The organism is Caenispirillum bisanense (genome assembly GCF_900230255.1).
GTDB classification, from domain to species: domain Bacteria; phylum Pseudomonadota; class Alphaproteobacteria; order Rhodospirillales; family Rhodospirillaceae; genus Caenispirillum; species Caenispirillum bisanense_A.
Map to the genome: position 1 here is coordinate 468,009 of NZ_OCNJ01000001.1, position 26,191 is coordinate 494,199.

22 protein-coding genes are annotated in these 26,191 nt (G+C 71.7%); 18 read left to right on the forward strand and 4 right to left on the reverse strand.

Translation table 11 applies throughout. From position 1 onward, the window contains the following. Positions 1-150: 150 nt before the first annotated feature. Positions 151-1,527: a tyrosine-type recombinase/integrase gene (locus CRP50_RS02340; RefSeq protein WP_097277359.1), complete on the reverse strand. Its 1,377-nt coding sequence runs from the start codon at positions 1,525-1,527 to the stop codon at positions 151-153. A gap of 409 nt (positions 1,528-1,936) precedes the next feature. On the opposite strand from CRP50_RS02340, the gene CRP50_RS25425 reads away from it, so the two are divergent. The 10 genes from CRP50_RS25425 (at position 1,937) to CRP50_RS02390 (ending at position 15,079) form a co-directional block, all read left to right on the forward strand. Next, positions 1,937-6,844, forward strand: coding sequence for a DUF4347 domain-containing protein (locus tag CRP50_RS25425; RefSeq protein WP_176524989.1), 4,908 nt, complete (start codon positions 1,937-1,939; stop codon positions 6,842-6,844). A gap of 229 nt (positions 6,845-7,073) precedes the next feature. Beyond that, entirely contained in the window at positions 7,074-8,516 is a 1,443-nt protein-coding gene (locus tag CRP50_RS02350; RefSeq protein WP_097277361.1) for a methyl-accepting chemotaxis protein, read from the forward strand. A 10-nt stretch (positions 8,517-8,526) separates the two neighbouring features. Continuing rightward, positions 8,527-8,838: an STAS domain-containing protein gene (locus CRP50_RS02355; RefSeq protein WP_176524990.1), complete on the forward strand. Its 312-nt coding sequence runs from the start codon at positions 8,527-8,529 to the stop codon at positions 8,836-8,838. Then, positions 8,835-9,200 (forward strand): response regulator, encoded by a 366-nt coding sequence (locus CRP50_RS02360; RefSeq protein WP_097277363.1) that lies wholly within the window; start codon positions 8,835-8,837, stop codon positions 9,198-9,200. Before CRP50_RS02355 ends, CRP50_RS02360 begins: the two co-directional genes overlap by 4 nt. 16 nt (positions 9,201-9,216) lie before the next feature. After that, positions 9,217-11,397, forward strand: a complete 2,181-nt coding sequence (locus CRP50_RS02365) for a chemotaxis protein CheA (protein WP_097277364.1) — start codon at positions 9,217-9,219, stop codon at positions 11,395-11,397. 7 nt (positions 11,398-11,404) lie between these two features. Beyond that, positions 11,405-12,268 (forward strand): CheR family methyltransferase, encoded by an 864-nt coding sequence (locus tag CRP50_RS02370; RefSeq protein WP_097277365.1) that lies wholly within the window; start codon positions 11,405-11,407, stop codon positions 12,266-12,268. A gap of 34 nt (positions 12,269-12,302) precedes the next feature. Further along, positions 12,303-13,367 carry a protein-glutamate methylesterase/protein-glutamine glutaminase gene (locus tag CRP50_RS02375; protein WP_097277366.1) on the forward strand — a complete coding sequence of 355 codons (1,065 nt, stop codon included), beginning with the start codon at positions 12,303-12,305 and terminating at the stop codon, positions 13,365-13,367. 29 nt (positions 13,368-13,396) lie between these two features. Beyond that, positions 13,397-13,786, forward strand: coding sequence for a response regulator (locus CRP50_RS02380; protein WP_097277367.1), 390 nt, complete (start codon positions 13,397-13,399; stop codon positions 13,784-13,786). 69 nt (positions 13,787-13,855) lie between these two features. Further along, complete coding sequence (locus CRP50_RS02385; protein WP_141415054.1) at positions 13,856-14,218, forward strand: hypothetical protein; 363 nt, start codon at positions 13,856-13,858, stop codon at positions 14,216-14,218. 15 nt (positions 14,219-14,233) lie between these two features. Continuing rightward, the gene (locus tag CRP50_RS02390) at positions 14,234-15,079 is read left to right on the forward strand and encodes a division plane positioning ATPase MipZ (protein WP_097277369.1); all 846 of its coding nucleotides are present in this window, start codon (positions 14,234-14,236) and stop codon (positions 15,077-15,079) included. 7 nt (positions 15,080-15,086) lie between these two features. On the opposite strand, the gene CRP50_RS02395 is transcribed toward CRP50_RS02390, so the two are convergent. After that, on the reverse strand, positions 15,087-15,509 hold the full coding sequence (locus CRP50_RS02395; RefSeq protein ID WP_097277370.1) for a hypothetical protein: 423 nt from the start codon (positions 15,507-15,509) through the stop codon (positions 15,087-15,089). Positions 15,510-15,573: 64 nt separating this feature from the next. On the opposite strand from CRP50_RS02395, the gene CRP50_RS02400 reads away from it, so the two are divergent. Genes CRP50_RS02400 through CRP50_RS02430 form a run of 7 tightly spaced genes read left to right on the forward strand, consistent with a single transcriptional unit; the run spans position 15,574 to position 21,470 of the window. After that, positions 15,574-16,665 (forward strand): pentapeptide repeat-containing protein, encoded by a 1,092-nt coding sequence (locus CRP50_RS02400; protein WP_097277371.1) that lies wholly within the window; start codon positions 15,574-15,576, stop codon positions 16,663-16,665. Continuing rightward, entirely contained in the window at positions 16,662-17,294 is a 633-nt protein-coding gene (locus CRP50_RS02405) for a chemotaxis protein CheD (protein WP_097277372.1), read from the forward strand. Before CRP50_RS02400 ends, CRP50_RS02405 begins: the two co-directional genes overlap by 4 nt. Next, complete coding sequence (locus tag CRP50_RS02410; protein WP_217991970.1) at positions 17,294-17,854, forward strand: chemotaxis protein CheW; 561 nt, start codon at positions 17,294-17,296, stop codon at positions 17,852-17,854. The genes CRP50_RS02405 and CRP50_RS02410 overlap by 1 nt, the downstream gene beginning before the upstream one ends. 54 nt (positions 17,855-17,908) lie before the next feature. Next, the gene (locus tag CRP50_RS02415) at positions 17,909-18,433 is read left to right on the forward strand and encodes a PAS domain-containing protein (RefSeq protein ID WP_097277374.1); all 525 of its coding nucleotides are present in this window, start codon (positions 17,909-17,911) and stop codon (positions 18,431-18,433) included. After that, complete coding sequence (locus CRP50_RS26295) at positions 18,411-20,186, forward strand: methyl-accepting chemotaxis protein (protein WP_097277375.1); 1,776 nt, start codon at positions 18,411-18,413, stop codon at positions 20,184-20,186. Before CRP50_RS02415 ends, CRP50_RS26295 begins: the two co-directional genes overlap by 23 nt. A gap of 3 nt (positions 20,187-20,189) precedes the next feature. After that, a complete protein-coding gene (locus CRP50_RS02425; RefSeq protein ID WP_097277376.1) occupies positions 20,190-20,894 on the forward strand; it encodes a hypothetical protein in 705 nt (234 codons plus the stop codon). Positions 20,895-20,900: 6 nt separating this feature from the next. Continuing rightward, positions 20,901-21,470 carry a response regulator transcription factor gene (locus CRP50_RS02430; protein ID WP_097277377.1) on the forward strand — a complete coding sequence of 190 codons (570 nt, stop codon included), beginning with the start codon at positions 20,901-20,903 and terminating at the stop codon, positions 21,468-21,470. Between the two features lie 9 nt (positions 21,471-21,479). On the opposite strand, the gene CRP50_RS24780 is transcribed toward CRP50_RS02430, so the two are convergent. After that, positions 21,480-22,706 carry a GGDEF domain-containing protein gene (locus CRP50_RS24780; protein ID WP_101613942.1) on the reverse strand — a complete coding sequence of 409 codons (1,227 nt, stop codon included), beginning with the start codon at positions 22,704-22,706 and terminating at the stop codon, positions 21,480-21,482. Between the two features lie 357 nt (positions 22,707-23,063). Here CRP50_RS24780 and CRP50_RS25745 point away from each other — a divergent pair, with 357 nt between their 5' ends. Then, entirely contained in the window at positions 23,064-23,930 is an 867-nt protein-coding gene (locus tag CRP50_RS25745) for a transglycosylase SLT domain-containing protein (RefSeq protein WP_101613944.1), read from the forward strand. 86 nt (positions 23,931-24,016) lie between these two features. On the opposite strand, the gene katG is transcribed toward CRP50_RS25745, so the two are convergent. After that, positions 24,017-26,191: a catalase/peroxidase HPI gene (gene katG, locus CRP50_RS02445; protein WP_097277379.1), complete on the reverse strand. Its 2,175-nt coding sequence runs from the start codon at positions 26,189-26,191 to the stop codon at positions 24,017-24,019.

Sequence of the window (26,191 nt, forward strand, 5' to 3'; positions counted from 1 at the left end):
GCGCCATACTCCCAATCGGAGCGGGGCGCAGTCACCGGCCAAACCGTACGACAGCTGCCCCGCAAGTTGCAGGTTCACTCCGGGCTGTCTCGATTTGGGAATATGATGATAGCCGACTGTTGCAAGATATCGCAACAGTCAACCTACGTTCTAAAGTGGTAGCCCGACCGGTCTCTTTATCTGCACCACGTTGCCCGGCGCCTCGCGGCCTTCCGCGGTGGCGACCAGTAGATCCGCCCATGCCTGAAGGACTGCAGCCTGTTCGCGGAGCCTCTTCGACTTCTGGTAAACCGCGGTCACGCCGAGGGCGGCCCGGGTGGAATGCTGTAGGATGCGCTTCACCAGTAGCTCGTCGGCGCCGAGGTCGCGCACCAGCGCCGAGGCCACGCTCCGGCGGATGTCCCGGATCGTGAAGGGTGCCGCCTCGGGCAGCTCGCGTTGCAGCGCCTCGATTGCCCGTCGGGCGCCGTTGCGCCAGCCCTTGAACGCCGCTTTCGCGGATCGGCCCGGGAAGACGAAGGGCGACAAGCCGGCGGCGTCGCGCCGCTCCTCCACCAGCGCAGCAGCCCGGGCAGGCAGCGGGACCACCGCCGGCCGCGTCCCCTTCATCCTGTCGGCAGCGATGCGGAGGAGGGGGCCTCGGTAGTCCTCGGCGGCGCCCTCGGGCTCGTACTCCGCCCACGACAGTTCGGTGACCTCCTCGCGCCGAAGCGGGACCAGCATCAGCAGCCGCAGCAGGGCCCGCAGCGTGGGCGATGGATCATCGTCCAGGCCCCGCCACAGGGCCGCCAGTTCCGCCAGGTCGAGCACCCGCTCCGTTTCTTCCCGCTGGCGGCGCTCCGAGGGCTCCTCCTTCACCGGCCGCTCTATGCCGTCGGCGTCGAATGGGTTTTCCCGGATCATGCGACGGCGCCGCGCCCATGCCGCGAAGGCGCGGAGGGTGGTGTAGACCCGGTTCGCCTCTGCGGTGAGCCCGCCGGCCGCACCCTGCGGACGGCCGCCGCGGGCCTTGGCTGGCCTCGTCGTCGGCTGGTGGGCCAGGGCTTCGAGGTGAGGCACCAGCACGGCGGCAGTCATGGCGTCTTCGACCGCGAGGTCGCCCAGCCGCGGGAAGACGTGCAATTCCATGCGCCGCTGTTCCTGCCCAGCCGAGCGGACGGCGGTTCGGGTGGCGGCGTAGAGGCTCCACGCCTCGCGCAAGGTCGCCTTCGCCGGTGTCGTCGGTGCGGCCGGCGGGTGCAGCACGGCCGCCGGGTCGTTGCCGTCTCGGGCCGCCTGGATCAAGCCCAGCGCCTTCGCCCGGGCCGCCTCGCGGTCCACCGCCGGGAAGATCCCGAGGTTCAGCCGAAGTTGCTTACCGCCGAACCGGAGGCGCAGCGTCCACGCCTGTTGCCCGGTTCGCGTGGTGCGCAGTTGGAGCCCGGGCACGGCCAAGCCGGCGGCCATGTCGACCGCGGCGCCGCTCGCCTTGGCGCGGCCCCGTGCGCTGTTGGCCCTGGTGTCGGTGAGCTTCTTCGGCGCGGCCATGTGCTGTTTCTCCGGTGCGTTCGTGCCCACCGTGGGCACAGCGTGGGCACAGTCGGCGCGTTCCCGCGCATGTCAGGGCATTGCAAGTGGTTGCAAGAATGCGCCTGAAAACGGCAGAAATCAAGGGCTCCAGCCGTGCGGGACTGCTATGGGTGGTGCCCCACAATAACGAAAAATCACTACTCCCAGACGTGAAGCCTCCCTGTTCTACTTGCCCCCGGGTTTGACCCGGGGGTCTTTTTTTGTGCCATGCGGACGGATGATAGCGGGTATGGGCCAAATCCGGCTCAGGCGCGGGTATCTGCGCCCTTGGTCGGGCCGTCATCAACCCTCGGGCACTCTATTCGCTTTGACCTCAATCCAGAATCTGCCTAGGTTCTACTTGTACGGGTGCCGACGACCATGCGGGGTGGCGTCGGCTCCGGATCGGGGAAGCGATTCCGTTTGCGGGGGACCTATGAGACTGGGGGCGTTCTTTTCCTTTCGTCGGCCGTCGGCCGGGCATCTCGTGACGGCGGCCGGGGGGCCTCTCGCGCTGGCGCTCGAGCCGCGGTTCATGTTCGACGCCGCCGGCGCCGCCACGGCCACGGAAGCCGCGCACGACATGATCGGGCGCGATGCGCACGACCCGGCCGGGGCCGCAGGGGATGACGCCGATCCGACGCTGCAGCGCGCCGTCGCCGATGCGACCGCTGCCGCTGCGGCGGTGGCCGACGCGCCGCGGAAGGAGGTCGCCTTCGTCGACACTTCCGTCGCCGACTGGCAGACCCTGCGGGATGCCGTCCCGGCCGGGGTGGAGGTGGTGCTGCTCGACGGCGCGTCCGACGGGCTGGCCGCCATGGCCGCCTGGGCGGACGGACGGTCCGGCTACGACGCCATCCACGTGCTGAGCCACGGCGGCGCCGGCTTCGTCACCCTGGGCAGTGCGACCGTCACGGAATCCGCCGTGGAGGCCCGGTCGGCGGATCTGGCCGCCATCGGCGCCGCGCTCTCCGAAACGGGAGACATTCTCCTCTATGGCTGTGCGGTCGACGACGGCGGGGCCTTCGCGGCCAGGCTCGCCGATGCGACGGGCGCCGACGTCGCCGTCAGCACCGACCCCACCGGCGCCGCCGGGCGCGGCGGCGACTGGACCCTGGAACACCACACGGGAACCATCGAGACCGCCGAGATCGCGGCCCCAGCCTATCGCCATGCCCTGGCCGATTCCATCGTCGAGAACCTGTCCACGAACTATACGAACCCGGGCTACAATACGAGCGTCGCCTATGCCCAGTCGTTCACGGCGACCAAGGACGGACAGATCCGCAGCGTCGCCTTTTCGGGAACACTGACGTCGAGCATCACGGTCCGCGTCCTCGCCGGCGAGGGAACCGGCGGCGCCGTTCTCTACAGCAAGTCTGTGACGGCCGGGGATCTGACGACGACCACCGAAGGCACAGCCACGCTCAATACCCTCACTCTCGACAGCGCGGTGGCGATCACCAACGGAACGAAGTACACCCTCGCGCTTTCCAGCGGGGTCCAGGGCCTGCAACTCATGACGGCCAATCCCTACAGCGGCGGCATGCTGTTCGAGCCCGACGGCGCCATATCGGTCTTCGACATGGTGTTCCGGATCGTCCAGCGCGATACGCCGTCGGCCGTTCCCGTCGTCGATCTGAACGGCGCGGCGGACGGCAAGGACACGACGGCGAGCGTCGTCGAAGGGCAGACCGTGTTCATTGCCCCGCAGGCTCTTCTCGAAGCGGGAACGGGAGCGGCCAACCCGACCTCCATGACCGTCACCCTGACCACCCGTCCCGATGGGACGGACGAGGGGCTCGCGCTGTCGGCGGCGGGGCTCGCGACGGCCACGGGCCTGGGCGTGACCTACAACCCGACGACCGGCACGTTGACGGTGGCCGGCGCGGGAATGACCTACGGCGACCTGCAGACCATCCTGCGCAACGTCCAGTATTCGCCGAAGACGTCCAATGCCACCGGCGGCGCGCGCGATGTCACGGTCGTCGTCGACGACGGCACGACCAGCAATCCGGCCGCGACGTCGACCGTGACGGTGGCGCTCGTCAACGATCCCCCGACGCTCACGGCGTCCGGCAACACGGTCGCCTTCACCGAGGACGGCGCCGACACCGACCCGCTGTTCACCGCCACCGCCGTGGACTTCGTCGAGGCCGGGCAGGCCATGAAGAGCATCCGCATCTCGGCGACCAATGCGGTCGACGGGGTGAAGGAAGGGCTGGTCATCGGTGGGAATTTCGTCGCGCTGAACGCCGGAACGTCGACTGTCGGCGGAAACACCGTCGTCGTGGCGAGCGCCGGGGCCAATGCCTACACCGTCACGGTGACCTTCGCGACACCCTTGACGGCCGCCGAGACCCTGACGTTCCTCAACGGCATCCGCTATCGCAACACCGACGCGCAGAATCCCGGCACGGCGTCGCGCACCTTTACGCTCGACCGCGTCACCGACGACGGCGGCACGGCCAACGGCGGCACCGATACGGCCTCGATTTCGGTGGCCGCGACGGTGACCGTGAGCCGCGCCAACGACGCGCCGACACTGACCAACGGCGCGACCGTCACGCTGACGGGCACCGACAACCAGACTGCCGCCAACGTCACGCTGTCGTCCCTGCTGACGGGCGCCGGTTATGCCGACGTCGACACCGGCGCGGTGGCGGGCGTCGCCGTCACGGCCACGACCGGAACCGGCACCTGGCAGTACCTCGACGGCGGCACATGGACCGCCTTCGGCACCGTGTCGACGGCGCAGGCGCTGCTGCTGACCACCGCCACGCAAGTGCGCTACGTGCCCAGCGGCGGTGCGGCGGAGACCGCCACCTTCGGCTTCCGGGCCTGGGACCGCACCAGCGGGACGGAAGGGAGCAAGGTGTCCGTCGCCAGCGCCGGCGGCACCACGGCCTTCTCGACGCAGCAGGCGACGGCGTCGCTGGCGGTGTCGGAGGTGAACGTGGCGCCGGTTCTGGTGCCGCAGGCCCCGACGCTCACGACGATCTCGGAGAACGCCACGACCAATACCGGGCAGACGGTCGCCCAGATCCTCGGCACCTCGGTCAGCGACGGCAATACCGGGGCGGTGGAAGGCCTGGCGTTGTACGGCGTCAGCGGCGACAACGGGCAGTGGGAGTACTCGCTCGACGCCGGTGTCTCGTGGACGGCGGTCGGCAGCGTCAGCGCCACATCGGCCCTGCTGTTGCAGGATACGCACCGTCTCCGGTTCCGCCCCGATGCCGAGAACGGCACCACGGCGACCCTCGACTACCGCGCCTGGGACCGCACCAGCGGAACGGCGGGCAGCAAGGTGGACGTCTCGACGACCGGCAACGCCACGCCCTTCTCGACCGCCGGCGACACGGCGACGCTGACGGTCACGTCGGTCAACGATGCGCCGACCCTCGTGAACGGGACGGCGATCACCCTGCCCGGCGCGCCCGACAATACCCCGGCGAGTGTATCGGTGGCCGGTCTGCTCACGAGCGCCGGCCATGCCGACGTCGACACGGGTGCCGTGTCGGGCGTGGCGGTGACGGCGACGGCCGGAAGCGGCACCTGGCAGTACTCGACGAACGGCACGACCTGGACCGCGTTCGGCGCGCTCTCGTCCTCCAACGCCCTGCTGCTCGGGTCGGCGACCCAGGTCCGCTACGTCCCCGACAGCACGGCGGGCGACGTGGCGGGGCTGACGTTCCGCGCCTGGGATCGGACCACGGGCGCCATCGGCGACACCGTGTCGATCGGTGTTCCCGGCGGCACCTCGGCGTTCTCCGACGGGGTCGCGACGGCGACCATGACCATGACGGCGGCCAACGACGCGCCCGTTCTGACGCCGGGCTCGCCCGTGCTCACCGCGGTCGGTGAGGACGCCGCCGATGGGACGGGGCAGACGGTCGCCGCCCTGCTCGGCGCCACGGTGACCGATCCCGACGCCGGGGCGCTGGCCGGCATGGCGATCACCGGCGGCACCGGCACCGTCGGAGCGTGGGAGTACTCGGTGGACGGCGGCGTGTCCTGGGTCGCGGTCGGGACCGTCTCCGACGGCGCGGCCTTGCTGCTGCGCGACACGGACCGGGTCCGCTTCACCCCCGACGGTACCAACGGCGGCACCGCCACCTTGACCTGGCGGGCCTGGGACCGCACCAGCGGCGCCTTCGGGAGCCGCGTCGACACCGCCGGAGCCGGCGGCGTCGGCAGTGCCTTCTCGGCCGCCAGCGATACCGGCACCCTGACGGTGACGGCCGCCAACGACGCGCCGACCCTCACCGCGGCGGCCGTCGTCGACAAGACCGGAGCCGACAGCCGCGCGGCGATCACGACCTCGGTCGCCGCCCTGTTGACCGGGGCGGGGCACGCCGACATCGACACCGGCGCCGTCTCGGGCGTGGCGGTGACGGCGACGACCGGAGCCGGCGTGTGGGAGTATTCCCTGGACGGGACGACCTGGACCGCCGTAGGGACCCCCTCGCAGGCGGCGGCGCTGTTGCTGCCCGCCGCCGCCCAGATCCGCTATACGCCCGACGGCAGCGGCGGGGAGACCGCGACCCTGACGGTGCGCGCCTGGGACCGGACCAGCGGAGCGGCGGAGGCCCGTGTATCGGTCGCCACCGCTGGCGGCACCACGGCATTCTCGACGGCGCAGGCATCCCTGTCCCTGACCATCCCGGCGGCGCCCGCGCCCCCGGCTCCCGATCCCACGCCGACACCGACACCGACGCCGCAGCCGGGGGAGCCGTCCACCCCCACCCCCACGCCCACGCCCACGCCCACGCGGCCCACGCCGGGTCCCGCGGTGCCGTCGCCGTCGCCTGCCCCGACGCCGACGCCGGGCCCGAACACCGGGGATGCCCCGGTGGTGCCCGGCGGCAGTTCCTCCGGTGGGATTGCGCCGCAGCGGCCTGCGGGATTGGACTTGGACGAGTTCCTCGTGCCGCTGCAGCCGGTGACGGTGGGCGTGTCGGGCATGGGGCGGCCCGACGATGGTCTGGGAACGCTCGCGACGGAACCTCAGCCGGTGCGGTACGCGCTCGTCGGCCTTCGTCAGTTCGGCGGTGCCGGGCCCGGCGACTTCCGGGTCAACGGTCTCGACCGCGCCGAGGGACCGGTCGGACGCGGGCTCGTCGCCGGCGACCCGCTGCTGGAGGACGTGCTGGTCGGTGCCGTCGAGGACGTCGCGCCGGCCGAGGGGGCGACCGCCTTCACCACCGCCTTGGCGGCGGAGTTCGCGGGCTTCGACACCCAGGCGCGTCTGCTGGCGCAGGCGGTGGCGGCGGCGGCGGAGGAGGCGTCCACCTGAGGTCGCCCGGGCGACGCAGCGCCCGAGCGGGAGGCGGAGGCGCAGAAACTCATCCTCCGGTCGTGCGTCCTATGGCGAAGGTCATCTGCGCCTTTTTCCTGTTGCCTTACCACTTTTGGCGTTCTCTACTGTGCCGGTGTGTGTCGTCGCGGTGAGGGGTCACCGGCGACGGTTGGTGTGGAATGCCGCGAGCAGTCGCGGCGTCGCATTTTCGGCAAAGCGTTACGTCATGACATCATTCGGTGAGCCGCCCGCCGTCGCGGGTGCGGTTGCAGGCCCGCATTCGTCGGCCGACGCCCTGGAAGCGGATCTCGTCGCCGCCGGCTGGGTATCGCCGCAGCGCGTAGAGGAACTGGAGCGCGTGATCGGGCTCATCGCCACGGCCCAGTATGCGGCCGTGCCGGCGGGGAAGGACGCGCTCGGGCGCGCCTTGCGCGAACTGGCGCGCAGCATCGGCCGCCAGGCCTCGACGCGCCTGCACAGCTGCGTCGACCTGTCGATCCGCAGCAACAGCAATCTGGAAACGGCGGTCGCCATCTTCGGCGACGTGCGCCAGATCGGCAGCCGCAGCCAGGCCATCGCCGCTGCGGCCGAGGAACTGGTGTCGTCGGTGGAGACCATCGCGCAAAACAGCGGCGCCGTCGCCGACGAGGCCCGCGCCGCCCTGGCCGAGGCCCGCGACGGCCGCGCCCAGGCGCAGCGCGCCACCGAATGCATGGAGCGCATCGCCGGCTCGGTGCTGACCGCGGCGCGGCAGGTGGACCGGCTGGGCGAAGCCGCCGAGAACATCGGCCACATCGTCCTGACCATCGAGGAAATCGCCTTCCACACCAACATGATCGCCCTCAACGCGGCGGTCGAGGCGGCGCGCGCGGGCGAGGCCGGCAAGGGCTTCATGGTGGTGGCCGACGAGGTCAAGCGGCTGGCCCGCCAGACCAAAGAGGCGACCGTCGACATCTCCCAGCGCATCGGCACCCTGCGCACCGACATGGCGACCATCGTCGAGTCCATGCAGTCGGTGGACATGGTGGTCGCCGAGGGCCGCGACGCCATCGCCGAGACCGGCGGGCGGGTGGAGGTCATCGCCGGCGGCGTCCGCGAAGTGGCCGAGCGCATCGCCGAGGTCGCCGACATCATCAACCAGCAGCAGGTGGCGGCGTCGGACGTCGCCCACGGCATCACCGTGGTGGCCGGCGAGGCGGACCACATCCGCGAGCGGGTCGGCGGCGTGCTCGACGTGCTCGACGGCATCGACGGCATCGTGGTGAAGGAACTGGAGGTGCTGGCGGGCATGGACCTGCCGCTCAAGGTCATCCACCTCGCCAAGGCCGACCACGTGCGCTGGAAGAAGAACATCGTCGCCATGCTGGCGGGGCGGAAGACGCTGGATGCGGCCTCGCTCTCCGACCACCACGGCTGCCGTCTCGGCAAGTGGTACGACGCCGTGACCGACGCCCGCATCCTGGCCGCCCCCGCCTTCGCCGCCCTGGAAGCGCCGCACCGCGCGGTGCATGCCGCCGGGCGCGAGGCGGTGCGCCAGCATGCCGAGGGCGACCACGACGGTGCCCTGCGCAGCCTGGCCGAAGTGACGCGCGCGTCGCAGGATGTGCTGGCGCTGCTCGACCGCCTGCGCGGCGAGGTCCGCGCGCCCGCCGTCGCGGCCGCGGGCTGAGGGCGCGGCCATGCTGTCCGTCACCAGCGACGGCGACCGTGCGGTCGTCACCCTGCCCGGAACCCTCGACAACGGCGTCGCCGCGCCGCTGAAGGAGGCGTTTCTGGAGGCGCTCGCCGCCGGCAAGCCGGTGCTCGCGGTCGAGGCGGGCGCCGTCGAGCGCCTGTCCACCGCCTGCATCCAGGTGTTGATCGCCGCCGGCCGCGCCGCCGCCGAGGCCGGCCGCGAGTTCGTGGTGATGCGCCCCGGCGAGCCGCTGATCGCCGCCTTCGACGACCTCGGCCTGTTTTCCGTGATGATGGGCTGGAGGATCGAGGCATGACCAAGCGCATCCTGGTGGTCGACGACAGCATGACCATGCGCGAGATGCTGCGCTTCGCCCTGGAGCCCGCCGGCTACGGCGTCATCCTCGCCCGCGACGGGCAGGAGGGCCTGGACAAGCTGGAGGCCGAGGGCGCCGACGTCGTCATCACCGACGTCAACATGCCGGTGATGGACGGGCTGACCATGATCGGCCACGTGCGCAGCCGCGCCGCCCACAAGTCGACGCCCATCCTAGTGCTCACCACCGAGGCGTCGCAGGCCATGAAGGACAAGGGCCGCGCCGCCGGCGCCACCGGCTGGATCGTCAAGCCCTTCGATCCCGAGAAACTCCTCGCCGTCGTGCGCAAGGTCAGTCCGTGAGGCCGGGCATCGCATCATGAACGAGCTGGAACAATTCAAGCAGACGTTCTTCCAGGAATGCGAGGAACTGCTCGCCGACCTGGAGGAGAAGCTGCTCGCCCTGCAGGCCGACGGCACCGACCAGGAGGCGCTGCACGCCGCCTTCCGCGCCACCCACTCCATCAAGGGCGGGGCGGGCGCCTTCGGGTTCGAGCGGCTGGTGGCCTTCGCGCATACCTTCGAGACGGTGCTCGACCTCATGCGCGACGGCACCCTGCCGGCCGCCCACGACACCGTGGCGCTGGCCCTGCAGGCCTCCGACGTGCTGGCCGACCTCGCCCGCGCCGCCCGCAGCGGTGAGGACGTGCCGCCCGGCCACGAGGACGTGGTCTGCGCCGCCCTCAACGCGCTGGGCGGCATCGACCCGACCGCCGTCGACGACGACGACGATTTCGACGACCTGTTCGCGCCGGTGCCCGTGGCCGGCGTGGCGCCGCCGCCGCCGCCGGCTCCGGCCGCGGCGGAACCGGCTGCCGCGCCCGCGGTCGCTGCGGGCGCCTCCGGCCCGGCCGGGTTCGCCATCCGGCTGGTGCCGCGGCCCGACATGCTCCGCCGCGCCAACGAGCCGCTGCTGCTGATCCGCGAGCTGAAGCGCCTGGGCGCCGTGACGGCGCGGGCGGACCTGACGGCCCTGCCGGCGCTGGCCGACCTCGACCCCGAAGGCGCCTATCTCGGCTGGTCCATCGACGTGCTGACCGACGCCGACCGTACGGCGGTGGAAGAGGTGTTCGAGTTCGTGGTCGACGACTGCGAGCTTTCCGTCACGCCGCTCGGCGGCGAGCCCGAGCCCGAGCCCGAGCCCGAGCCCGAGCCCGAGCCTGAGCCCGAACCGGCGCCCGTCGCGTCGCCGCCGCCGGCTCCGGCCGTGCCGCCCCCTCCGGCGCCGCCGCGCGCCGCCGCGGCGCCTGCGCCGGCCGCCGCCGCCGCGCCGGCGGCCAAGCCGGCCGCCACGTCGTCCATGCGCGTCGATACCAGCAAGCTCGACCGCATGGTGAACATGGTCGGCGAGCTGGTCATCACCCAGGCCATGCTCATGCAGCAGGGCCAGCGGGCGGCGGTGGAGGAGCTTCAGCAGGGCCTGAACGAACTGCAGCAGCACACCCGCGACCTGCAGGAAGGCGTCATGTCCATGCGGGCGCAGCCGGTGAAGACCATCTTCTCGCGCATCCCACGGCTGGTGCGGGAACTGGCGGCGCAGACCGGCAAGCAGATCCGCCTGGAGACCAGCGGCGAGACGACCGAAATCGACACGACGGTCATCGAGCAGCTCGGCGACCCGCTGACGCACATGATCCGCAACGCCGCCGACCACGGCCTGGAACCGCCGGAGGAGCGGATCGCGGCGGGCAAGCCGGCGGAAGGCACCATCCATCTGGCCGCCGGTCATCGCGGCGGGCGCATCGTCATCCAGATCCGCGACGACGGCCGCGGCATCAACCGCGAGCGGGTGCTGCGCCGCGCCGTCGAGAAGGGCCTCGTCGCCGCCGACGCCATCCTGACGCCGGAGGAGATCGACCAGCTCGTCTTCCTGCCCGGCTTCTCGACGGCCGAGACCGTGTCCAACCTGTCCGGCCGCGGCGTCGGCATGGACGTGGTGTTGCGCAACATCCAGAACATGGGCGGGCGCGTCACCATCCAGTCGGAGCCGGGGCGCGGCACCTGCATCTCCTTGTCGCTGCCGCTGACGCTGGCGGTGCTCGACGGCATGATCGTGCGGGTCGGCAGCCAGTCCTTCGTGGTGCCGCTGACCACCATCGTGGAAAGCCTGCGGCCGCAGGCCCGCGACCTGCACCCGGTGGCGGGGTCCAACACCCGCACCGTGCTCGGCATACGCGGCGAGTACATCCCGGTGGAGCACCTGAGCCGCTTGTTCGACATCTCCGGCGCCGTCGACGACCCGTCGCAGGCGCTGGTGCTCATCGCCGAGACGGAGGGCGGCGGCAAGCTCGGCCTCGTCGTCGACGAGATCCTCGGCCAGCAGCAAGTGGTCATCAAGAGCCTGGAGGAGAACTTCGGCCGCGTCGACGGCATCGCCGCCGCCACCATCCTCGGCAGCGGCCAGGTCGCGCTCATCGTCGACGTAATGGGCTTGCGCAATCTGGGCGCGGCGCTCCACGCCGAACGGGCCGGGGCGCCGGCGCGCACGGCGGCGGTGTGAGGGCGCCATGAGCCTTCCCGCGGGCGGCCAGGCCGAGCGGCACCGCCAGTTCGGCTTCACCGCCGAGCACTTCGCCTTCATCGTCGGACTGGTGCGCGAGCGCACCGGCATCGTGCTGGCCGACAACAAGCAGGACATGGTCTACGGCCGCCTGACCCGGCGGCTGCGGGCGCTGTCGCTCGACTCCTTCGCCGACTACGTGGCGCTGCTGCGCTCATCCGCGGGCGCGGCGGAGCTGACCGCCTTCACCAACGCGCTCACCACCAACCTCACCAGCTTCTTCCGCGAAAGCCACCACTTCGATCATTTGCGCGACGCGGTGCTGCCGCGCCTGGCGGCGCGTGCCGCGGCGGGTGGCGAGCGCCGGCTGCGCATCTGGTCGGCCGGCTGTTCCTCGGGCGAGGAAGCCTATTCGGCCGCCATGGTGGTGCTGTCCGCCCTGCCGGAGGCGGATCGCTGGGACGCCCGCATCCTGGCGACCGACATCGACAGTTCCATGGTGGCGCACGGCCGCGAGGGCCTCTATGACGCCGAGCGGGTGGCCCGCGTGCCGGCCGACCTGCGCCGCCGCTTCGTGGAAACCGTGCCCGGCCGCTCCGACAAGGTGCGCATGGCGGCACCCTTGCGCCGCATCGTCGCCTTCAAGCGGCTGAACCTGCTCGGGCGGTGGCCCATGGCGGGGCGGTTCGACGTCGTGTTCTGCCGTAATGTCGCCATCTACTTCGACAAGCCGACACAGGCGACGCTGCATCGGCGCCTCGCCGAGATCCTGACGGACGACGGCGTCCTCTACATCGGCCATTCCGAGACCCTGGCGGCGGCGACCGAGGTGTTCCGCGGCCACGGCCGGACAATCTACAGCAAGGCGTGAGGGCGGCGCCGGACCATTGGGAGGGGATCGTTCCATGATACGTGTGCTCGTCGTCGACGACTCGGCGCTGATGCGGGACCTGCTCAGCGCCATCCTGTCGTCGGACCCGGAGATCGAGGTGGTCGGCACGGCCAACGATCCCTATCAGGCGCGCACCATGATCAAGGAGCTGAACCCCGACGTCGTCACCCTCGACGTCGAGATGCCGCGCATGGACGGCCTGTCGTTCCTGGAAAAGATCATGCGGCTGCGGCCCATGCCGGTGGTCATGGTCTCGACCCTGACCCAGAAGCACGCCGACATCACCGTGCAGGCGCTGGAAATGGGCGCCGTCGACGTGGTGGGCAAGCCGACCATCGACATGAAGCGCGGCATGGAAGAGCGCCGCGGCGAACTGCTGCAGAAGGTGCGCGCCGCCGCGCGCGCCCGCGTCACCGCCCGCAGCGGCGGCGGCGGTACGGGGGCGGGCGCCGGCGCGGGGGCGCCGCGGCGCACCGTCGCCACCGGACCCGGCTACCGCTCCACCGACAAGGTCGTCGCCATCGGCGCCTCGACGGGCGGGGTGGAGGCGCTGCGCGAGGTGGTGACGGCGCTGCCGCCCGACAGCCCGCCGGTGGTCATCACCCAGCACATGCCGGGCGGCTTCACGCGCAGCTTCGCCGAGCGGCTGAACGGCATCTCGGCCGTCGCCGTCGCCGAGGCGACCGACGGCGCGCGCCTGCTGCCCGGCCACTGCTTCATCGCGCCGGGCGACCATCATCTGGAGGTCACGCGCTCGGGCGGTGCCTATCTGTGCCGCCTGCACGACGGCCCGCCGGTATCCGGTCATCGCCCGTCGGTGGACGTGCTGTTCAGTTCCGTCGCGCAGGCCGCCGGCGTCAACGGCGTCGGCGTCATCCTGACCGGCATGGGCAAGGACGGCGCGCTCGGCCTCAAGGCCATGCGCGAGGCCGGCGCCCGCACCCTCGGGCAGGACGAGGACACCTCGCTCGTCTACGGCATGCCCAAGGCCGCCTTCCTGGCCGGCGGCGTGGAGCGGCAGGTGCCGCTGTCGCGCGTCGCCGACGCCATCGTCGAAACCTGCCGCACCGCCGGCTGATCCATCACCCCGAGAGAGGAGTTCCTTCCGTGCCCGCAGCCCAGGACATCCGCATTCTGCTGGTGGACGACCATCTGTCCATGCGCAACCTGACGCGCTACAGCCTGCAGCAGATCGGCATCCGCAACGTCACCGAGGCCCGCAACGGCCAGGAGGCGCTGGATGCGCTGGCGGTCAATCGCTACGACCTCATCATCTCCGACTGGAACATGGACATCGTGGACGGCCTGCAGCTGCTCAAGGCGCTGCGCGCCAACCCGCTCACCCAGCGCACGCCGTTCATCATGTCGACGGCGAACAAGGATCGTGCGAAGGTGGCCGAGGCGGTCCAGGCGGGTGTGAACAACTACATCGTCAAGCCGTTCAACGTCGAAACGCTGCGCAAGAAGATCGAACAGGTCATCGGCGCCCTCACCTGAGGCGGGCGTGCAGGCAGTGGATCGACGCGGCGCGACGGGCGCGCCGCGAGGAGGGGAGGGGAGAGCAGGATGAGCGGGACCGATATGGCGGCACCGCCGGGGGCGGTGGTCGTCGCGGCGCCGGTGGCCGATGCGGCGCGGCTGCAGGCGGTGTGCGAGGGGCTGGTGGCGCGCCTCGGCGAGATGGAAATGCCCATCGACGAGCTGCGCATCCGGGAAGCCGGCGGCTGCGTCGGCGGCATGCTGGTGGAAGTGATGCTGAACCGCACCCTGACCGTGCCGCTGGCCGAGTCGGCGGCGGTGGCGGACCTTTGCGCCGCCCTGCTCGACGTGTTCGACGACGCCGACGAGCGCAGCGTCATCGCCGCCCTGCATCGCCACGCCTGCGCGGCGCGCGATGCCGGGGCCGACCTGGACGTGGCGTTCAGCTGAGGGAGGCGGGCGGGCTTGCGGCGCGGCTACATCGTCGTCTTCGGCAACGAGAAGGGTGGGTCGGGCAAGACCACCTCGGCCGTGCACCTGATCTCGGGCCTCCTGTGGGCCGGGTTCCGCGTCGCCAGCCTCGACCTCGACGGCCGCCAGCAGAGCCTCACCCGCTACCTGGAGAACCGCGCGGCGACGGCGGCGGCGGAGGGCGTCGACCTGCTCTGCCCGACGCACGAGGTCATCACCGCCAGCACCGCCGACTCCGCCCGCCAGGCCCGCCGCGAGGACACCATGGCGCTGGCCGAGCGGCTGAGCCGGCTGGCCGCCGCGCACGACTTCGTGGTCATCGACTGCCCGGGCAGCGACGCCCACCTGTCGCGCGCCGCCCATCGGGTGGCCGACACGCTGGTGACGCCCATCAACGACAGCCTGCTCGACCTCGACATGGTGGTCCGCCTCGACGCCGCCGGAAAGACCTTCGTGGCCCCCGGCGCCTATGCGGTGATGGTGGTGGAGCAGCGCCGCGCCCGCCTCGCCCGCGGTGGCGCCGGCATGGACTGGATCGTGCTGCGCAACCGCATGTCGCCGCTCGGCAGCCGCAACAGCACCATGATCGGCGAGACGCTGGACCGCCTGTCGGCAGTCGTCGGCTGCCGCATCGCCCGCGGCGTGCGCGACCGCGTCATCTACCGCCAGCTCTTCCTGCGCGGCCTCACCGTGCTCGACCTGACGCGCGAACCGGCGAAGGGCAAACGGCCCGCCTCCGCCGAGACGGAGGCCTCGCTGGCTGCCGCCCGCGACGAGGTGCGTCACCTGCTCGACGACCTGTGGTTGCCCAGCCTGAGCCGGCGCCTCGGCCGTCTGTAGGCGTCGTTCAGAACAACTCGGGCTCTCCCGCCGCTGCGGCGGCGTCTGCTGGCGGGGTGATCGCGTGGCCGAGGGCGGCGAGCAGGGGCGCGCGGATCGCCTCGACCGTCAGCCGGCTTTCCAGCGCCGCAGCCAGAGCGTCGGTTTCCGCCGCGTCCGCGCCGAGCGTTTCGGCGAGCAGGCGGAGCACCGTCGCCAGCTGATCCTGGTGCTGCGACAGCCGGTCTTCGTCCTGAAGCGCGAGGAGTGCCGCCGTCGCCTCCGGCCGCCCCGCCTCGGCCGCCGTCTGCAACACGGGAGCGACCCGCCGCAGGAGTTGGCGGTATTCCGCAGCGGTACGGTCGAGTTCTATGGCCGCCGCAAGCAATAGCCGGGCCACCGGCGGCCCGTCGGCCATACTCCTGTTAGCATATTGAAGGCTCTCGTCCATTGGTGTTACCTCGTCCGGGTGGGATGTACAGGGGAACGGCAAGTGATTTGCCGTTCCAGTGGGAATGACTCAGAACGGCCTTCTTGAAAAGGTCTACGCGCATCGTTTGTGGCTCATCGGCAGCGGCGCCGGCAAGCGCGCCGACTTCACCGGTGACGACCTCAGCGGGGCGGCCTTGGACCGTGCGGACTTGCGATCGGCGATCTTCCGGGACGCCGACCTGTCGCGCTGCCGGCTTGCCGGCGCCCGCCTCGGAGACGCCGATCTCCGGGGGGCGACGCTGTTCGGCGCCGATCTGACGGACGCGGACCTCGCCGGGGCCGACCTGACGGAGGCGGACCTGCGCGGCGCCTCGCTCGCCCGCGCCGACCTGACCGGCGCCCGTCTGACGCGCGGCAACCTGCGCCGCGGCCTGCGCCTGTGCGCCGACGGGCATACCGAGATCCTGCGGCAGAACCTGTCCGGCGCCCGCCTCGACCGCGCCGACCTCGCCGAAGCCGACGCCCTTGGCGCCGACTTCTCCGGCGCGTCGCTGGCCGGAGCGTCCCTGCGCGGCGCCATGCTGGGCGAGGCGGTGTTCCACGGCGCCGTGCTCTCGGGCGCCGACTTGAGCGACGCCGTCGCCGTGGGGGCCGATTTCGCCGGCTGCGACCTCGCCGACGTGCGACTGGACGGGGCTGCGCTCGACCCGGAGGCGGCGGAGACGGACGCCGCGCCGCTCGACCTGCCGGCGGTACTCGACGGGCACGCCCGCTGGCTCGCCGGCGCCCCCGACGGCCGTCCCGCCGATCTGCGGGGGGCGGACCTGAGCGGCCTGTCCCTCGCCGGTTGCGACCTGAGCGGCGCCCTGCTGCGCGACGCCGACCTGAGCGGCGCGGAACTGGCCGGCGGCCGCTTCCTGCTGTGCGACTTCACCGGCGCCGATCTGCACGAGGCCGACCTGCGCCGGGCCGACCTGCGCGGCTGCAGCTTCGCCGGTGCCGACCTGACCGACGCCGACCTGCGCGACGCCGACCTCTCGACCCCCGACGATGCGGCTGCCCGCTCGCGCCCGGCGGACTTCACCGGCGCCCGCCTGACCGGCCTGCGGCTCGACGGTGCCCGCACGCTGGGTGCGCGCGGCCTCGCCGTCGCGGGCGGGGAGGCCTCGCCATGAGCGCCGCGGCCCTGCTCGCCACGACCGATGACGACGGCATCCGCGACGACGGCCGGCGCCGCTACTTCGACGCCGGGCTCGGCATGACCGTGGTGCAGGTGCTGCAGGGCGACCACTACGTCACCAGGCGCAAGGACGAGGTGCTGACCACCGTCCTCGGGTCGTGCATCAGCGCCTGCATCCGCGACCCGCTGCTCGGCTGCGGCGGCATGAACCACTTCCTGCTGCCCGACGGCGGCGGGGCCGACGACAGCGTCTCGGTGCGCATGCGCTACGGCGCCTATGCCATGGAACGCCTCATCAACGACATCCTGGCCCGCGGCGGCCGGCGCGAACGCCTGGAAATCAAGGTGTTCGGCGGCGGCAACGTGGTGGCGGGGCTGGGCGGCGTCGGCCACCGCAACGCGGATTTCGTGGAAGCCTACCTGGAGGCGGAACGCCTCGCCATCGCCGCCCGCCACCTGCGCGGGACACTGCCGCGGCGCATCCAGTACGTGCCGCGCTCCGGCCGGGTGCGCCTGCGCGAACTGACGCCCGATACGGCGCGCGACATCGCCGCGCGCGAGCGGCGGCGGCAGGTGCGGGTGGTGCAGGCGACGGCCGCCGGCGACGTGGAGTTGTTCGACTGATGGGACCGACGATGGGGAACGGCATGGGCGACATGCGGGGCGTGGCCGGCGACCGGTCCGGCGCCGAGGGGGCCGGCATCCTGCAGCTGGTGTCGTTCCGGCTGGGCGAGCAGACCTACGCCATCGACATCATGATGGTGCGCGAGATCAAGGTGTGGACCGAGGCGACGCCGCTGCCCAACACCCCGAGCTTCGTGCGCGGCGTCATCAACCTGCGCGGCCTGATCGTGCCGGTGTTCGACCTGCGCGACCGCTTCGGCCAGGGCCGCACCGAGACGACGCGCACCCACGTGGTGGTCGTGGTGTCGGTGGAGGGGCGCACCCTCGGCATTCTGGTCGATGCCGTGTCGGACATCCTGACGGTGCCGCGCGACGGCATCCGCCCGGTGCCCGATGCCGACCCGGGGCATGAGTCCGCCTTCCTGAGCGGCCTCGTGACCGTCGGCGAGGAGATGGTGGCGCTCATCGCCCCCGCCCGGCTGTTCAGCCGCGAGGTGGTGACGGGTGTCCATGCAGGGTCGGGCGAGGCGACGGATCGCGCCGCCCAAGCGAACGGCTGACGCCGGTCGGCGGCCGAGATGGGGCCCGAGCGGCCCGTGAGGGGGAATTGAGTCATGGTACGCACCGCTGCAGCGGCGGACGAGGAAATCCGGTTCGACCCCGACGAGATCATCGTCAGCAAGACCGACCGCACCGGCCGCATCACCTACGGCAATTCGGTTTTCGTCCGCGTGTCCGGCTACGACCGCGGCGAGTTGATCGGGCAGCCGCACAGCATCCTGCGGCACGACGACATGCCGCGCTGCGTCTTCAAGCTGCTGTGGGACGAGATCGCCGCCGGCACCGAGGTCTTCGCCTACGTGAAGAACCGCGCCAAGTCGGGCGCCTATTACTGGGCCTTCGCGCACGTCACGCCCAACTTCGGCACCGACGGGCAGATCGACGGCTACCACTCGAGCCGCCGGGTGCCCGACCGGCGCATCGTCGAGAGCAAGATCATCCCGCTCTACGACCGGCTGCTGACCATCGAACGGCGCGCCGCCGACCGCAAGCAGGGACTGAAGGACAGCTTCGGGGCGTTGCAGCACCTCCTGAAAGAGAAGGGCGTCGATTACAATGAATTCGTTTTCTCTCTCTAGGGCACGGCGCCTTCTCCTGATCGCCGCGGCCGCGGTGGTGGCCGCGCCGGTCGCCGCCGCCGTCGCGACGGGCGGTGCGCCCATGGCGCTGGTCGCGGTGCCGCCGGCGCTGATCGCCGTCGTCCTGCTGGTGGTGGTGGCCAACGGGTTGGCCGGGGCGAGCCGCGACATGAGCGCCGCCGCCGCCACCATGGGCGCCGTCGCCGCCGGCGACACCAACCTGCGCCTCGACGTCATGAAGCCGACGGCCGATCTGGTGCCGCTGTTCGACCGCGTCAACGACGTGCTCGACCGGGTGGAAGCCTTCCAGCGCGAGGCCCATGCCTCCATGGCCGTGCTGAGCCAGCGCCGCTACTACCGCCGCATCGTCGAGACGGGGCTGACCGGCACCTTCCTCGACAGCGCCCGCATCATCAACGGCGCCATCGAGACCATGGCGTCCGACGCCCGCCAGGACCAGGCCATCGAGGCCGAGATCCAGACCCTCGTCGCCGCCGCCGCCCGCGGCGAGTTCGGCCAGCGCATGGACCTGGGCGACAAGAAGGGCTTCCACCTGCACCTCGCCGAGGGCATGAACCAGGTGCTCGATCTGGTCGACGCCGGCGTGCGCGAGGTCGGCGATTGCCTGGAAGCCATGGCCGAGGGCGCCCTCGACCGCCGCATGACCGGCACCTACCAGGGCGCCTTCGAACGCCTGAAGACCGACTTCAACACGGCCGCCGCCAGCCTGCAGTCCACCATCGACGCCATCGCCGCCTCGGCCGAGGTGGTGCGTACGGCGACGGCCGAGATCGCCACCGGCACCGAAGACCTCGCCAGCCGCACCGAGCAGCAGGCCTCCAACCTGGAAGAGACCGCCGCCGCCATGGAGCAGCTGACGGCGACGGTCCGTCAGAACGCCGACAACGCCCGCCAGGCCAACCAGCTGTCGGTGGTGGCGCGCGAGGCGGCCGAGCGCGGCGGCGGCACCGTCGCCGACGCCGTGTCGGCCATGTCGCAGATCAAGGACAGTTCCGACCGCATCTCGGAAATCGTCAGCCTCATCGACGAGATCGCCTTCCAGACCAACCTGCTCGCCCTCAACGCCTCGGTGGAGGCGGCACGGGCCGGCGAGGTGGGCAAGGGCTTCGCCGTGGTCGCGTCGGAAGTGCGCGCCCTGGCGCAGCGGTCGAGCGAAGCCTCGCGCGACATCAAGGGGCTGATCGAGAGCAGCGCCCGGCAGGTGCGCCAGGGCGTGGCGCTGGTCAATACCGCCGGCGGCACGCTGACGGAGATCGTCACCTCGGTGAAGCGCGTCGCCGACATCGTCGCCGAGATTTCCGCCGCCAGCGCCGAGCAGTCCACGGGCCTGGAGGAGGTCAACACCGCCGTCTCCAACATGGACGAGATGACGCAGCAGAACGCCGCCCTGGTCGAGCAGACGACGGCCGCCGCCCAGTCCCTGCGCGAGCAGACCCGCGACCTCAACCAGCGCCTCGCCGTGTTCCTGCGTGGTGGCGGGACCAAGGCTGCGCCGGCCATGGCGCAGCCGGAGGCCGCCGGCTACGACGACTTCGACGACGATTGGGACGACGCGCCGGCGCGTCCGGCGCCGCGGGCCGCCGTGCCGCTGCGGCCGGTGCCCGCTCCGCCGCCGGTCGCAAAAGTCCGGCGGCCGTCCGTGCCGCCGCTGCGTCCGGCCAAGGCCGCGACCGCCGCTCCGGCCCTGGCGGTGGACGACTACGACGCCGACGACGACTGGCAGGAGTTCTGATCCGTGTTCGTCATCTGCGTGCAACGTGACGACGGGTTCTCGTCGGCGGCCGGCGACCGGGAGGCGGCCCAGGCCGACACCCGCTGGTCGAGCCTCGTCGACGCCGCCTGCCGCTCGGCCGAAGGCAAGCGCCTGACGGCGCGCCTGACCATGTACGAGGCCGAGGCGCCCAACGAGACCGCCGCCGTCGCCGCCGTGCGCGCCGGCATGGCGCGGGAGCTGAAGAGCATCCGCATCCTGCCGCCGCCCGACGTGGCGCGGAAGGTCACCATCGGCGGCCCCGGCGCGGTGACCTCCGAGCGCCTGGAGCAGGCCCAGAAAGCCATCGACCAGGAGGCCGCCGTCTATCCCGACCGCGCCCGCGACGACCTGCGCGCCCTGCAGGCGCTGGTGGCCCGCATGGCGGCGGAAGGGTGTCCCAAGGGATCGGACCTGGAGGCGGCCTTCCTCGGCCGCGTCTACGAGATCAAGGGGCAGGGCGGCACCTTCGGCTATCCGTCCATGACGGCTGTGGCGCATCACCTCTACCTCATGGGGCGGGCGCGCGACCTGGGCGACCCGCGCATCATCGAGGCCATCAAGGTCCACATCGACACCATGTCCCTCATTCTCAAAAGCCGCATCACCGGCACGACCGAGGAGGGCCGCATGCTCGTCGGCCGCCTCCACGACGTCGTGGTCAAGATGATCGGCAAACCCGAGGCTTAAGCGGTCATGGCCCGCGTTCTTCCCAACTTCAACCTCAGCGCGCTCCAGTTCCTCTGCATCGACGGCGACGCCGCCATGCGGGACACCCTGGTGAAGGTGCTGCGCGCCTTCAGCGCGACCCAGATCGCCGCGGTCGACAGCGCCAAGGCGGCGGCCGACCTGATGAAGACGAGGTCGCCCGACATCATCTTCTGCGAGTGGGAACTTCCCGACGGCAAGGGGACCGAGTTCGTCCGCGGCCTGCGGCGCGACCGCGCGACTGTCCAGCGCATGACGCCGGTCATCTTCGTCACCGCCCATACGCAGCAGTGGCACGTCACCACCGCCCGCGACGCCGGCGTGAACGAATACCTCGCCAAGCCCTTCTCGGCGCAGCTCATCTATTCGCGCATCTGCGCGGTGCTGGAACGGCCGCGCGCCTTCATCGACGCCACCGGCTTCGTCGGGCCGGATCGCCGCCGCAAGCACGACCCCTATCTGGTCGCCAAGGCACGCCGGTCGGCCGATGCGGCGGCGTCGGTGGACATGAGCGGCGTGATCTCGGAAGACGAGATCGAGGCCATGCTCGGGCTGTAGCGCGCCGTTTCAGGCCGCGGTGCCGGCGGGCCTGGCGGTGGTCGCGTCCAGCGCCGCGGACGACGGCGGCGCATCGGGCAGGGGTGGCGGTGCCGCCTCCACCCGGTTGCGGCCGGCGGCCTTGGCGCGGTAGAGGGCGCGGTCGGCGGCCTTCAGGGTCGCTTCCAGGTCCGTGGTGCCGGCGGCCACCGTGGCGACGCCGATGCTGACGGTGGCGTGCAGCGGGCCGCCGGCGCCGTCGAAGGGCTGTGCCTCCAGGGCGCGGCGGATGCGATCCGCCACCGCGACGGCGTCGGCGAGCGGCGTGTCCGGCAGCAGGAGCACGAACTCCTCGCCGCCGTAGCGCGCCAGCACGTCGGACGGTCGCAGGCAGGCGGCGGCGGTGGCGGCGAAGGCCTGCAGCACGCGGTCGCCGGCGTCGTGGCCGTGGCGGTCGTTGAGGCTCTTGAAGTGGTCCAGGTCGAGCATGGCGACGGCGGGCGGCCGGCCGCCGCGCGCCGCCCGTGCCAGTTCCCGCCCTGCCAGATCGTAGAAGGCGCGGCGGTTGTAGGTCTCGGTCAGCGGGTCGCGGGTCGCCTGGCGGTTCAGTTCCTCCTGCAGCACCTCGCTGGTGGAGACCACCATGGCCAGCGCCGAGAACACCACCCACACGAAGGCCTCGACGAAGGTGATGGTGGCGAAGGCGCCGACGGGCTCGGCGACGGCGCCACTGTCGGCGGCCAGGATGGCGATGAGCCGCGCCGCGTAGAACACCGCATGGGCGCCGAACAGCCCGGCCAGCAGGCGGCGGCCGAGCGCCCGGCCGCCGCAGCCGCGCACCAGTTCCGCCGTCGCCAGCACCAGCAGCACCAGGATGAGCGCCGAGATGAAGGCGGAACGGCCGGCGGCGGCGTGGTCCGCGAGGTAGAGCGTGCCGAGCACGGGGGCCGCGATCAGCGGCGGTAGGGCGAGGTGCCACGGGGCGACGCGGCGCCCGGCGAAGCGGCGCATGCCCGCCCACAACAGGCCGTAGCCGGCGATGATGCAGGTGCTCGCCACCAGCACCGTCAGCAGCGGCGACACCGCGCCGCGCAAGGGGTAGAGCCCGACGCCGATGCCGCCGAGGGCGAAGCCCCAGGCCCACAGGCCGATGCCGCGCACCGCCAGATGCATGCGCGACGCCAGCGCCAGCGTGGCTGCCGCCGCCAGGCTCGACAGACTCATCATGGCGATGATGGTCTTGCTGTCCAAATCCATTCCGACGGTCTCCCCCCGACCGGAGCCCCCCGGCACGCCGCCGAATCCGGTTGCGTTCCAATCTCCGATCAACCTCAAGTCATACAGGAAGCCGCTGCCGGGCGAAAGCACCCGCAGGAGCGCGTCGGCGTAAACTCCGCCGACATCCGCCGGAGGAGGCAGGTCGCCGGCCTCGCCGACGCGGGCACCGCCGCCCGCTGCCGTCGCGGCGGTTACCCCTTTCGTTCGGCAGGCGCCGCGCGTGTCGGAATTTCTTACAACGACGCCCGCGCGGCCACCGTCGGCTGCGGCGGGCGCCGCTGGCCCGCCGCTTGCTGCAAGGGCCGGCGTGTCGTGGGACAAGGGAGCTGCCTCGCAATGCGGATGACCGCCCTTCGGATGAGCCTCGCCGTCGCCGTCTTCGCCACCGCCGCCGCGCCGGCGGCCGTGGCCGGTCCGGCGGCGGGGGACGCCCTGTATCGCCAGGGCCTGCGTCACGAACATGCCGAAGGGGTGCCGCGCAGCTACGCCAAGGCGCTGGCGTCCTATTGCCAGGCGGCGGCGTCGGGCCATGCCGAGGCCATGTTCGCCATCGCCTGGATGCACCTGAACGGCCGCGGTGTCTCGCAGAGTGACGCCCGCGCCGTGGCCTGGCTGCAGGCGGCGGCCGCCAAGGGCCACAAGACGGCGCCCAACCTCATTCGCCACCTGGGCGGCATCAAGCCGAGCGGCACCGCGCGCTGCACGGGTGTCGGCCCGGCCCCGGTGGCGGCCGGGGGCCGCCTGCCGCTGCGTCCGCCGGCCGAGTATCGCACCATCGTCGAGACGGTGGCGGCGGAGAACGGCCTCGACCCCGACCTGGTGCTGGCGGTGATGGCGGTGGAAAGCGCCTATCGGCCGGACGTGGTCAGCCATGCCAACGCCCAGGGCCTCATGCAGCTGATCCCCGAGACGGCGGCGCGCTTCGGCGTTTCCGACCCCTTCGACCCGGAGCAGAACATCCGCGGCGGCGCCAAGTACCTGCGCTGGCTGCTGTCGCTGTTCGAGGGCGACGTCACCAAGGCGCTGGCCGGCTACAACGCGGGGGAGAACGCGGTGCTGCGCTACGGCGGCGTGCCACCCTACGAGGAGACGCAGAACTATGTGGTGAAGGTCCGCCGCTACTATCAGGCGGAACGCCACCGCTACGAGCCGGGGCTCGCCACGGGGGCCGGGGGCGGCGTGGTTCTGGCCGCCACGGAATAACCGAGAGCAAAGAGAGAGACAGAGACGGCGAACGCCTCCCCCGCCGGTCGTGCGGGGGAGGCGTCGTCGTGTCCGGCCGGGCCGGATCAGGCCTTCAGGTCGAAGCGGTCGGCGTTCATCACCTTGGTCCAGGCGGCGACGAAGTCGTGCACGAACTTGTCCGCGCTGTCGTCCTGGGCGTAGAGCTCGGCATAGGCGCGCAGGATGGCGTTGGAGCCGAACACCAGATCGACGCGGGTGGCGGTCCACTTTGTGGCGCCGGTCTTGCGGTCGCGCACCTCGTAGAGGTTGCGGCCGGTCGGCACCCAGGTGTTGGCCATGTCCGTCAGGGTGACGAAGAAGTCGGTGGTCAGCGCGCCGGGGCGGTCGGTGAACACGCCGTGCCGGGTGCCGCCGTGGTTGGTGCCGAGCACCCGCATGCCGCCGAGCAGGACCGTCATCTCGGGCGCCGTCAGGCCCATGAGCTGGGTGCGGTCGAGCAGCAGTTCCTCCGGCGAGACGGCGTAATGATCCTTCTGCCAGTTGCGGAAGCCGTCGTGCAGCGGCTCCAGCACGTCGAACGAGGCGGCATCGGTCATCTCCGCCGTGGCGTCGCCGCGGCCGGGGGCGAAGGGCACCGTCACGGCCACGCCCGCCGCCCGCGCCGCCTGCTCGACGCCCACGTTGCCCGCCAGCACGATGACGTCGGCGAGGCTGGCGCCGGCCGAAGCCGCGATGGGCGTGAGCACGGCCAGCACTTTCTGCAGGCGCTCCGGCTCGTTGCCCGCCCAGTCCTTCTGCGGGGCGAGGCGGATGCGCGCGCCGTTGGCGCCGCCGCGCATGTCGGAGCCGCGGAAGGTGCGGGCGCTGTCCCAGGCGGTGGCGACCAGTTGGGCGACCGGCAGGCCGCTGGCGGCGATCTGCGCCTTCACGGCGTCGACGTCCCACCCAACAGGCCCCTGCGGCACCGGGTCCTGCCAGATCAGGTCCTCGGCCGGCACGTCGGGGCCGACGTAGCGCGCCTTCGGGCCCATGTCGCGGTGGGTCAGCTTGAACCAGGCGCGGGCGAAGGTCTCGGCGAAATAGGCCGGGTCGGCGTGGAAGCGTTCCGAGATCGCGCGGTAGGCGGGGTCCATCTTCAGCGCCATGTCGGCGTCGGTCATGATGGGGTTGTGGCGGATGGACGGGTCTTCCACGTCCACCGGGCGATCTTCCTCGGCGATGGCGACGGGTTCCCACTGCCAGGCGCCGGCGGGGCTCTTCTTCAGTTCCCAGTCGTAGGTCAGCAGGTTGTGGAAGTAGCCGCCGTCCCAGCGCGTCGGGTTGGCCGTCCAGGCGCCTTCCAGGCCGCTGGTCACGGTGTTGCGGCCGACGCCGCGGGCGGTGTGGTTCATCCAGCCGAAGCCCTGCTCGGTGACGTCGGCGGCTTCCGGCTCGGGGCCGAGCAGCGAGGCGTCGCCGTTGCCGTGGCACTTGCCGACCGTGTGGCCGCCGGCGGTGAGCGCCACCGTCTCCTCGTCGTCCATGGCCATGCGGGCGAAGGTCACGCGCATGTCCTGGGCGGTGCGCAGCGGATCGGGCTTGCCGTCGACGCCTTCCGGGTTGACGTAGATGAGGCCCATCTGCACGGCGGCCAGCGGGTTGTCCAGCGTGGCGCGGTCGTCCCCGGCGTAGCGGCCGCCGCTCGGGCCGAGCCACTCCTTCTCGGCGCCCCAGTAGGTATCCTTCTCGGGGTGCCAGATGTCCTCGCGGCCGAAGGCGAAGCCGAAGGTCTTCAGGCCCATGGACTCGTAGGCGACGGTGCCGGCCAGGATGATGAGGTCGGCCCAGCTGACGGCGTTGCCGTACTTCTTCTTGATCGGCCACAGCAGGCGCCGGGCCTTGTCCAGGTTGGCGTTGTCGGGCCAGGAGTTGAGCGGCGCGAAGCGCTGGTTGCCGGTGCCGCCGCCGCCGCGGCCGTCGGCCATGCGGTAGGAGCCGGCGGAATGCCACGCCATGCGGATCATCAGGCCGCCGTAGTGGCCCCAGTCGGCCGGCCACCACTCCTGGCTGTCGGTCATGAGGGCGGTGAGGTCGGCCTTCAGCGCCGCCACGTCGAGCGTCTTCAGGGCCTTGCGGTAGTCGAAGTCGCGGCCGAGCGGATTGGTCTTGCCGTCGTGCTGGTGCAGGATGTCCAGGTTCAGCGCGTTGGGCCACCACTGGGTGTTGGACGTACCGGCCGCCGTGTGGCCGCCGTGCATGACCGGGCACTTGCCGGCCGACGGCTTGGGTTCTGCGTGCAT

Bases quoted from the DNA above. Each gene is read 5' to 3' on its own strand.
- CRP50_RS02340 (WP_097277359.1), bottom strand. From the start codon at position 1,527: ATGGCCGCGCCGAAGAAGCTCACCGACACCAGGGCCAACAGCGCACGG.
- CRP50_RS02350 (WP_097277361.1), top strand. From the start codon at position 7,074: ATGACATCATTCGGTGAGCCGCCCGCCGTCGCGGGTGCGGTTGCAGGC.
- CRP50_RS02355 (WP_176524990.1), top strand. From the start codon at position 8,527: ATGCTGTCCGTCACCAGCGACGGCGACCGTGCGGTCGTCACCCTGCCC.
- CRP50_RS02360 (WP_097277363.1), top strand. From the start codon at position 8,835: ATGACCAAGCGCATCCTGGTGGTCGACGACAGCATGACCATGCGCGAG.
- CRP50_RS02365 (WP_097277364.1), top strand. From the start codon at position 9,217: ATGAACGAGCTGGAACAATTCAAGCAGACGTTCTTCCAGGAATGCGAG.
- CRP50_RS02370 (WP_097277365.1), top strand. From the start codon at position 11,405: ATGAGCCTTCCCGCGGGCGGCCAGGCCGAGCGGCACCGCCAGTTCGGC.
- CRP50_RS02375 (WP_097277366.1), top strand. From the start codon at position 12,303: ATGATACGTGTGCTCGTCGTCGACGACTCGGCGCTGATGCGGGACCTG.
- CRP50_RS02385 (WP_141415054.1), top strand. From the start codon at position 13,856: ATGAGCGGGACCGATATGGCGGCACCGCCGGGGGCGGTGGTCGTCGCG.
- CRP50_RS02395 (WP_097277370.1), bottom strand. From the start codon at position 15,509: ATGGACGAGAGCCTTCAATATGCTAACAGGAGTATGGCCGACGGGCCG.
- CRP50_RS02400 (WP_097277371.1), top strand. From the start codon at position 15,574: ATGACTCAGAACGGCCTTCTTGAAAAGGTCTACGCGCATCGTTTGTGG.
- CRP50_RS02405 (WP_097277372.1), top strand. From the start codon at position 16,662: ATGAGCGCCGCGGCCCTGCTCGCCACGACCGATGACGACGGCATCCGC.
- CRP50_RS02410 (WP_217991970.1), top strand. From the start codon at position 17,294: ATGGGACCGACGATGGGGAACGGCATGGGCGACATGCGGGGCGTGGCC.
- CRP50_RS02415 (WP_097277374.1), top strand. From the start codon at position 17,909: ATGGTACGCACCGCTGCAGCGGCGGACGAGGAAATCCGGTTCGACCCC.
- CRP50_RS26295 (WP_097277375.1), top strand. From the start codon at position 18,411: ATGAATTCGTTTTCTCTCTCTAGGGCACGGCGCCTTCTCCTGATCGCC.
- CRP50_RS02430 (WP_097277377.1), top strand. From the start codon at position 20,901: ATGGCCCGCGTTCTTCCCAACTTCAACCTCAGCGCGCTCCAGTTCCTC.
- CRP50_RS24780 (WP_101613942.1), bottom strand. From the start codon at position 22,706: ATGGATTTGGACAGCAAGACCATCATCGCCATGATGAGTCTGTCGAGC.
- CRP50_RS25745 (WP_101613944.1), top strand. From the start codon at position 23,064: ATGCGGATGACCGCCCTTCGGATGAGCCTCGCCGTCGCCGTCTTCGCC.
- katG (WP_097277379.1), bottom strand. From the start codon at position 26,191: ATGCACGCAGAACCCAAGCCGTCGGCCGGCAAGTGCCCGGTCATGCAC.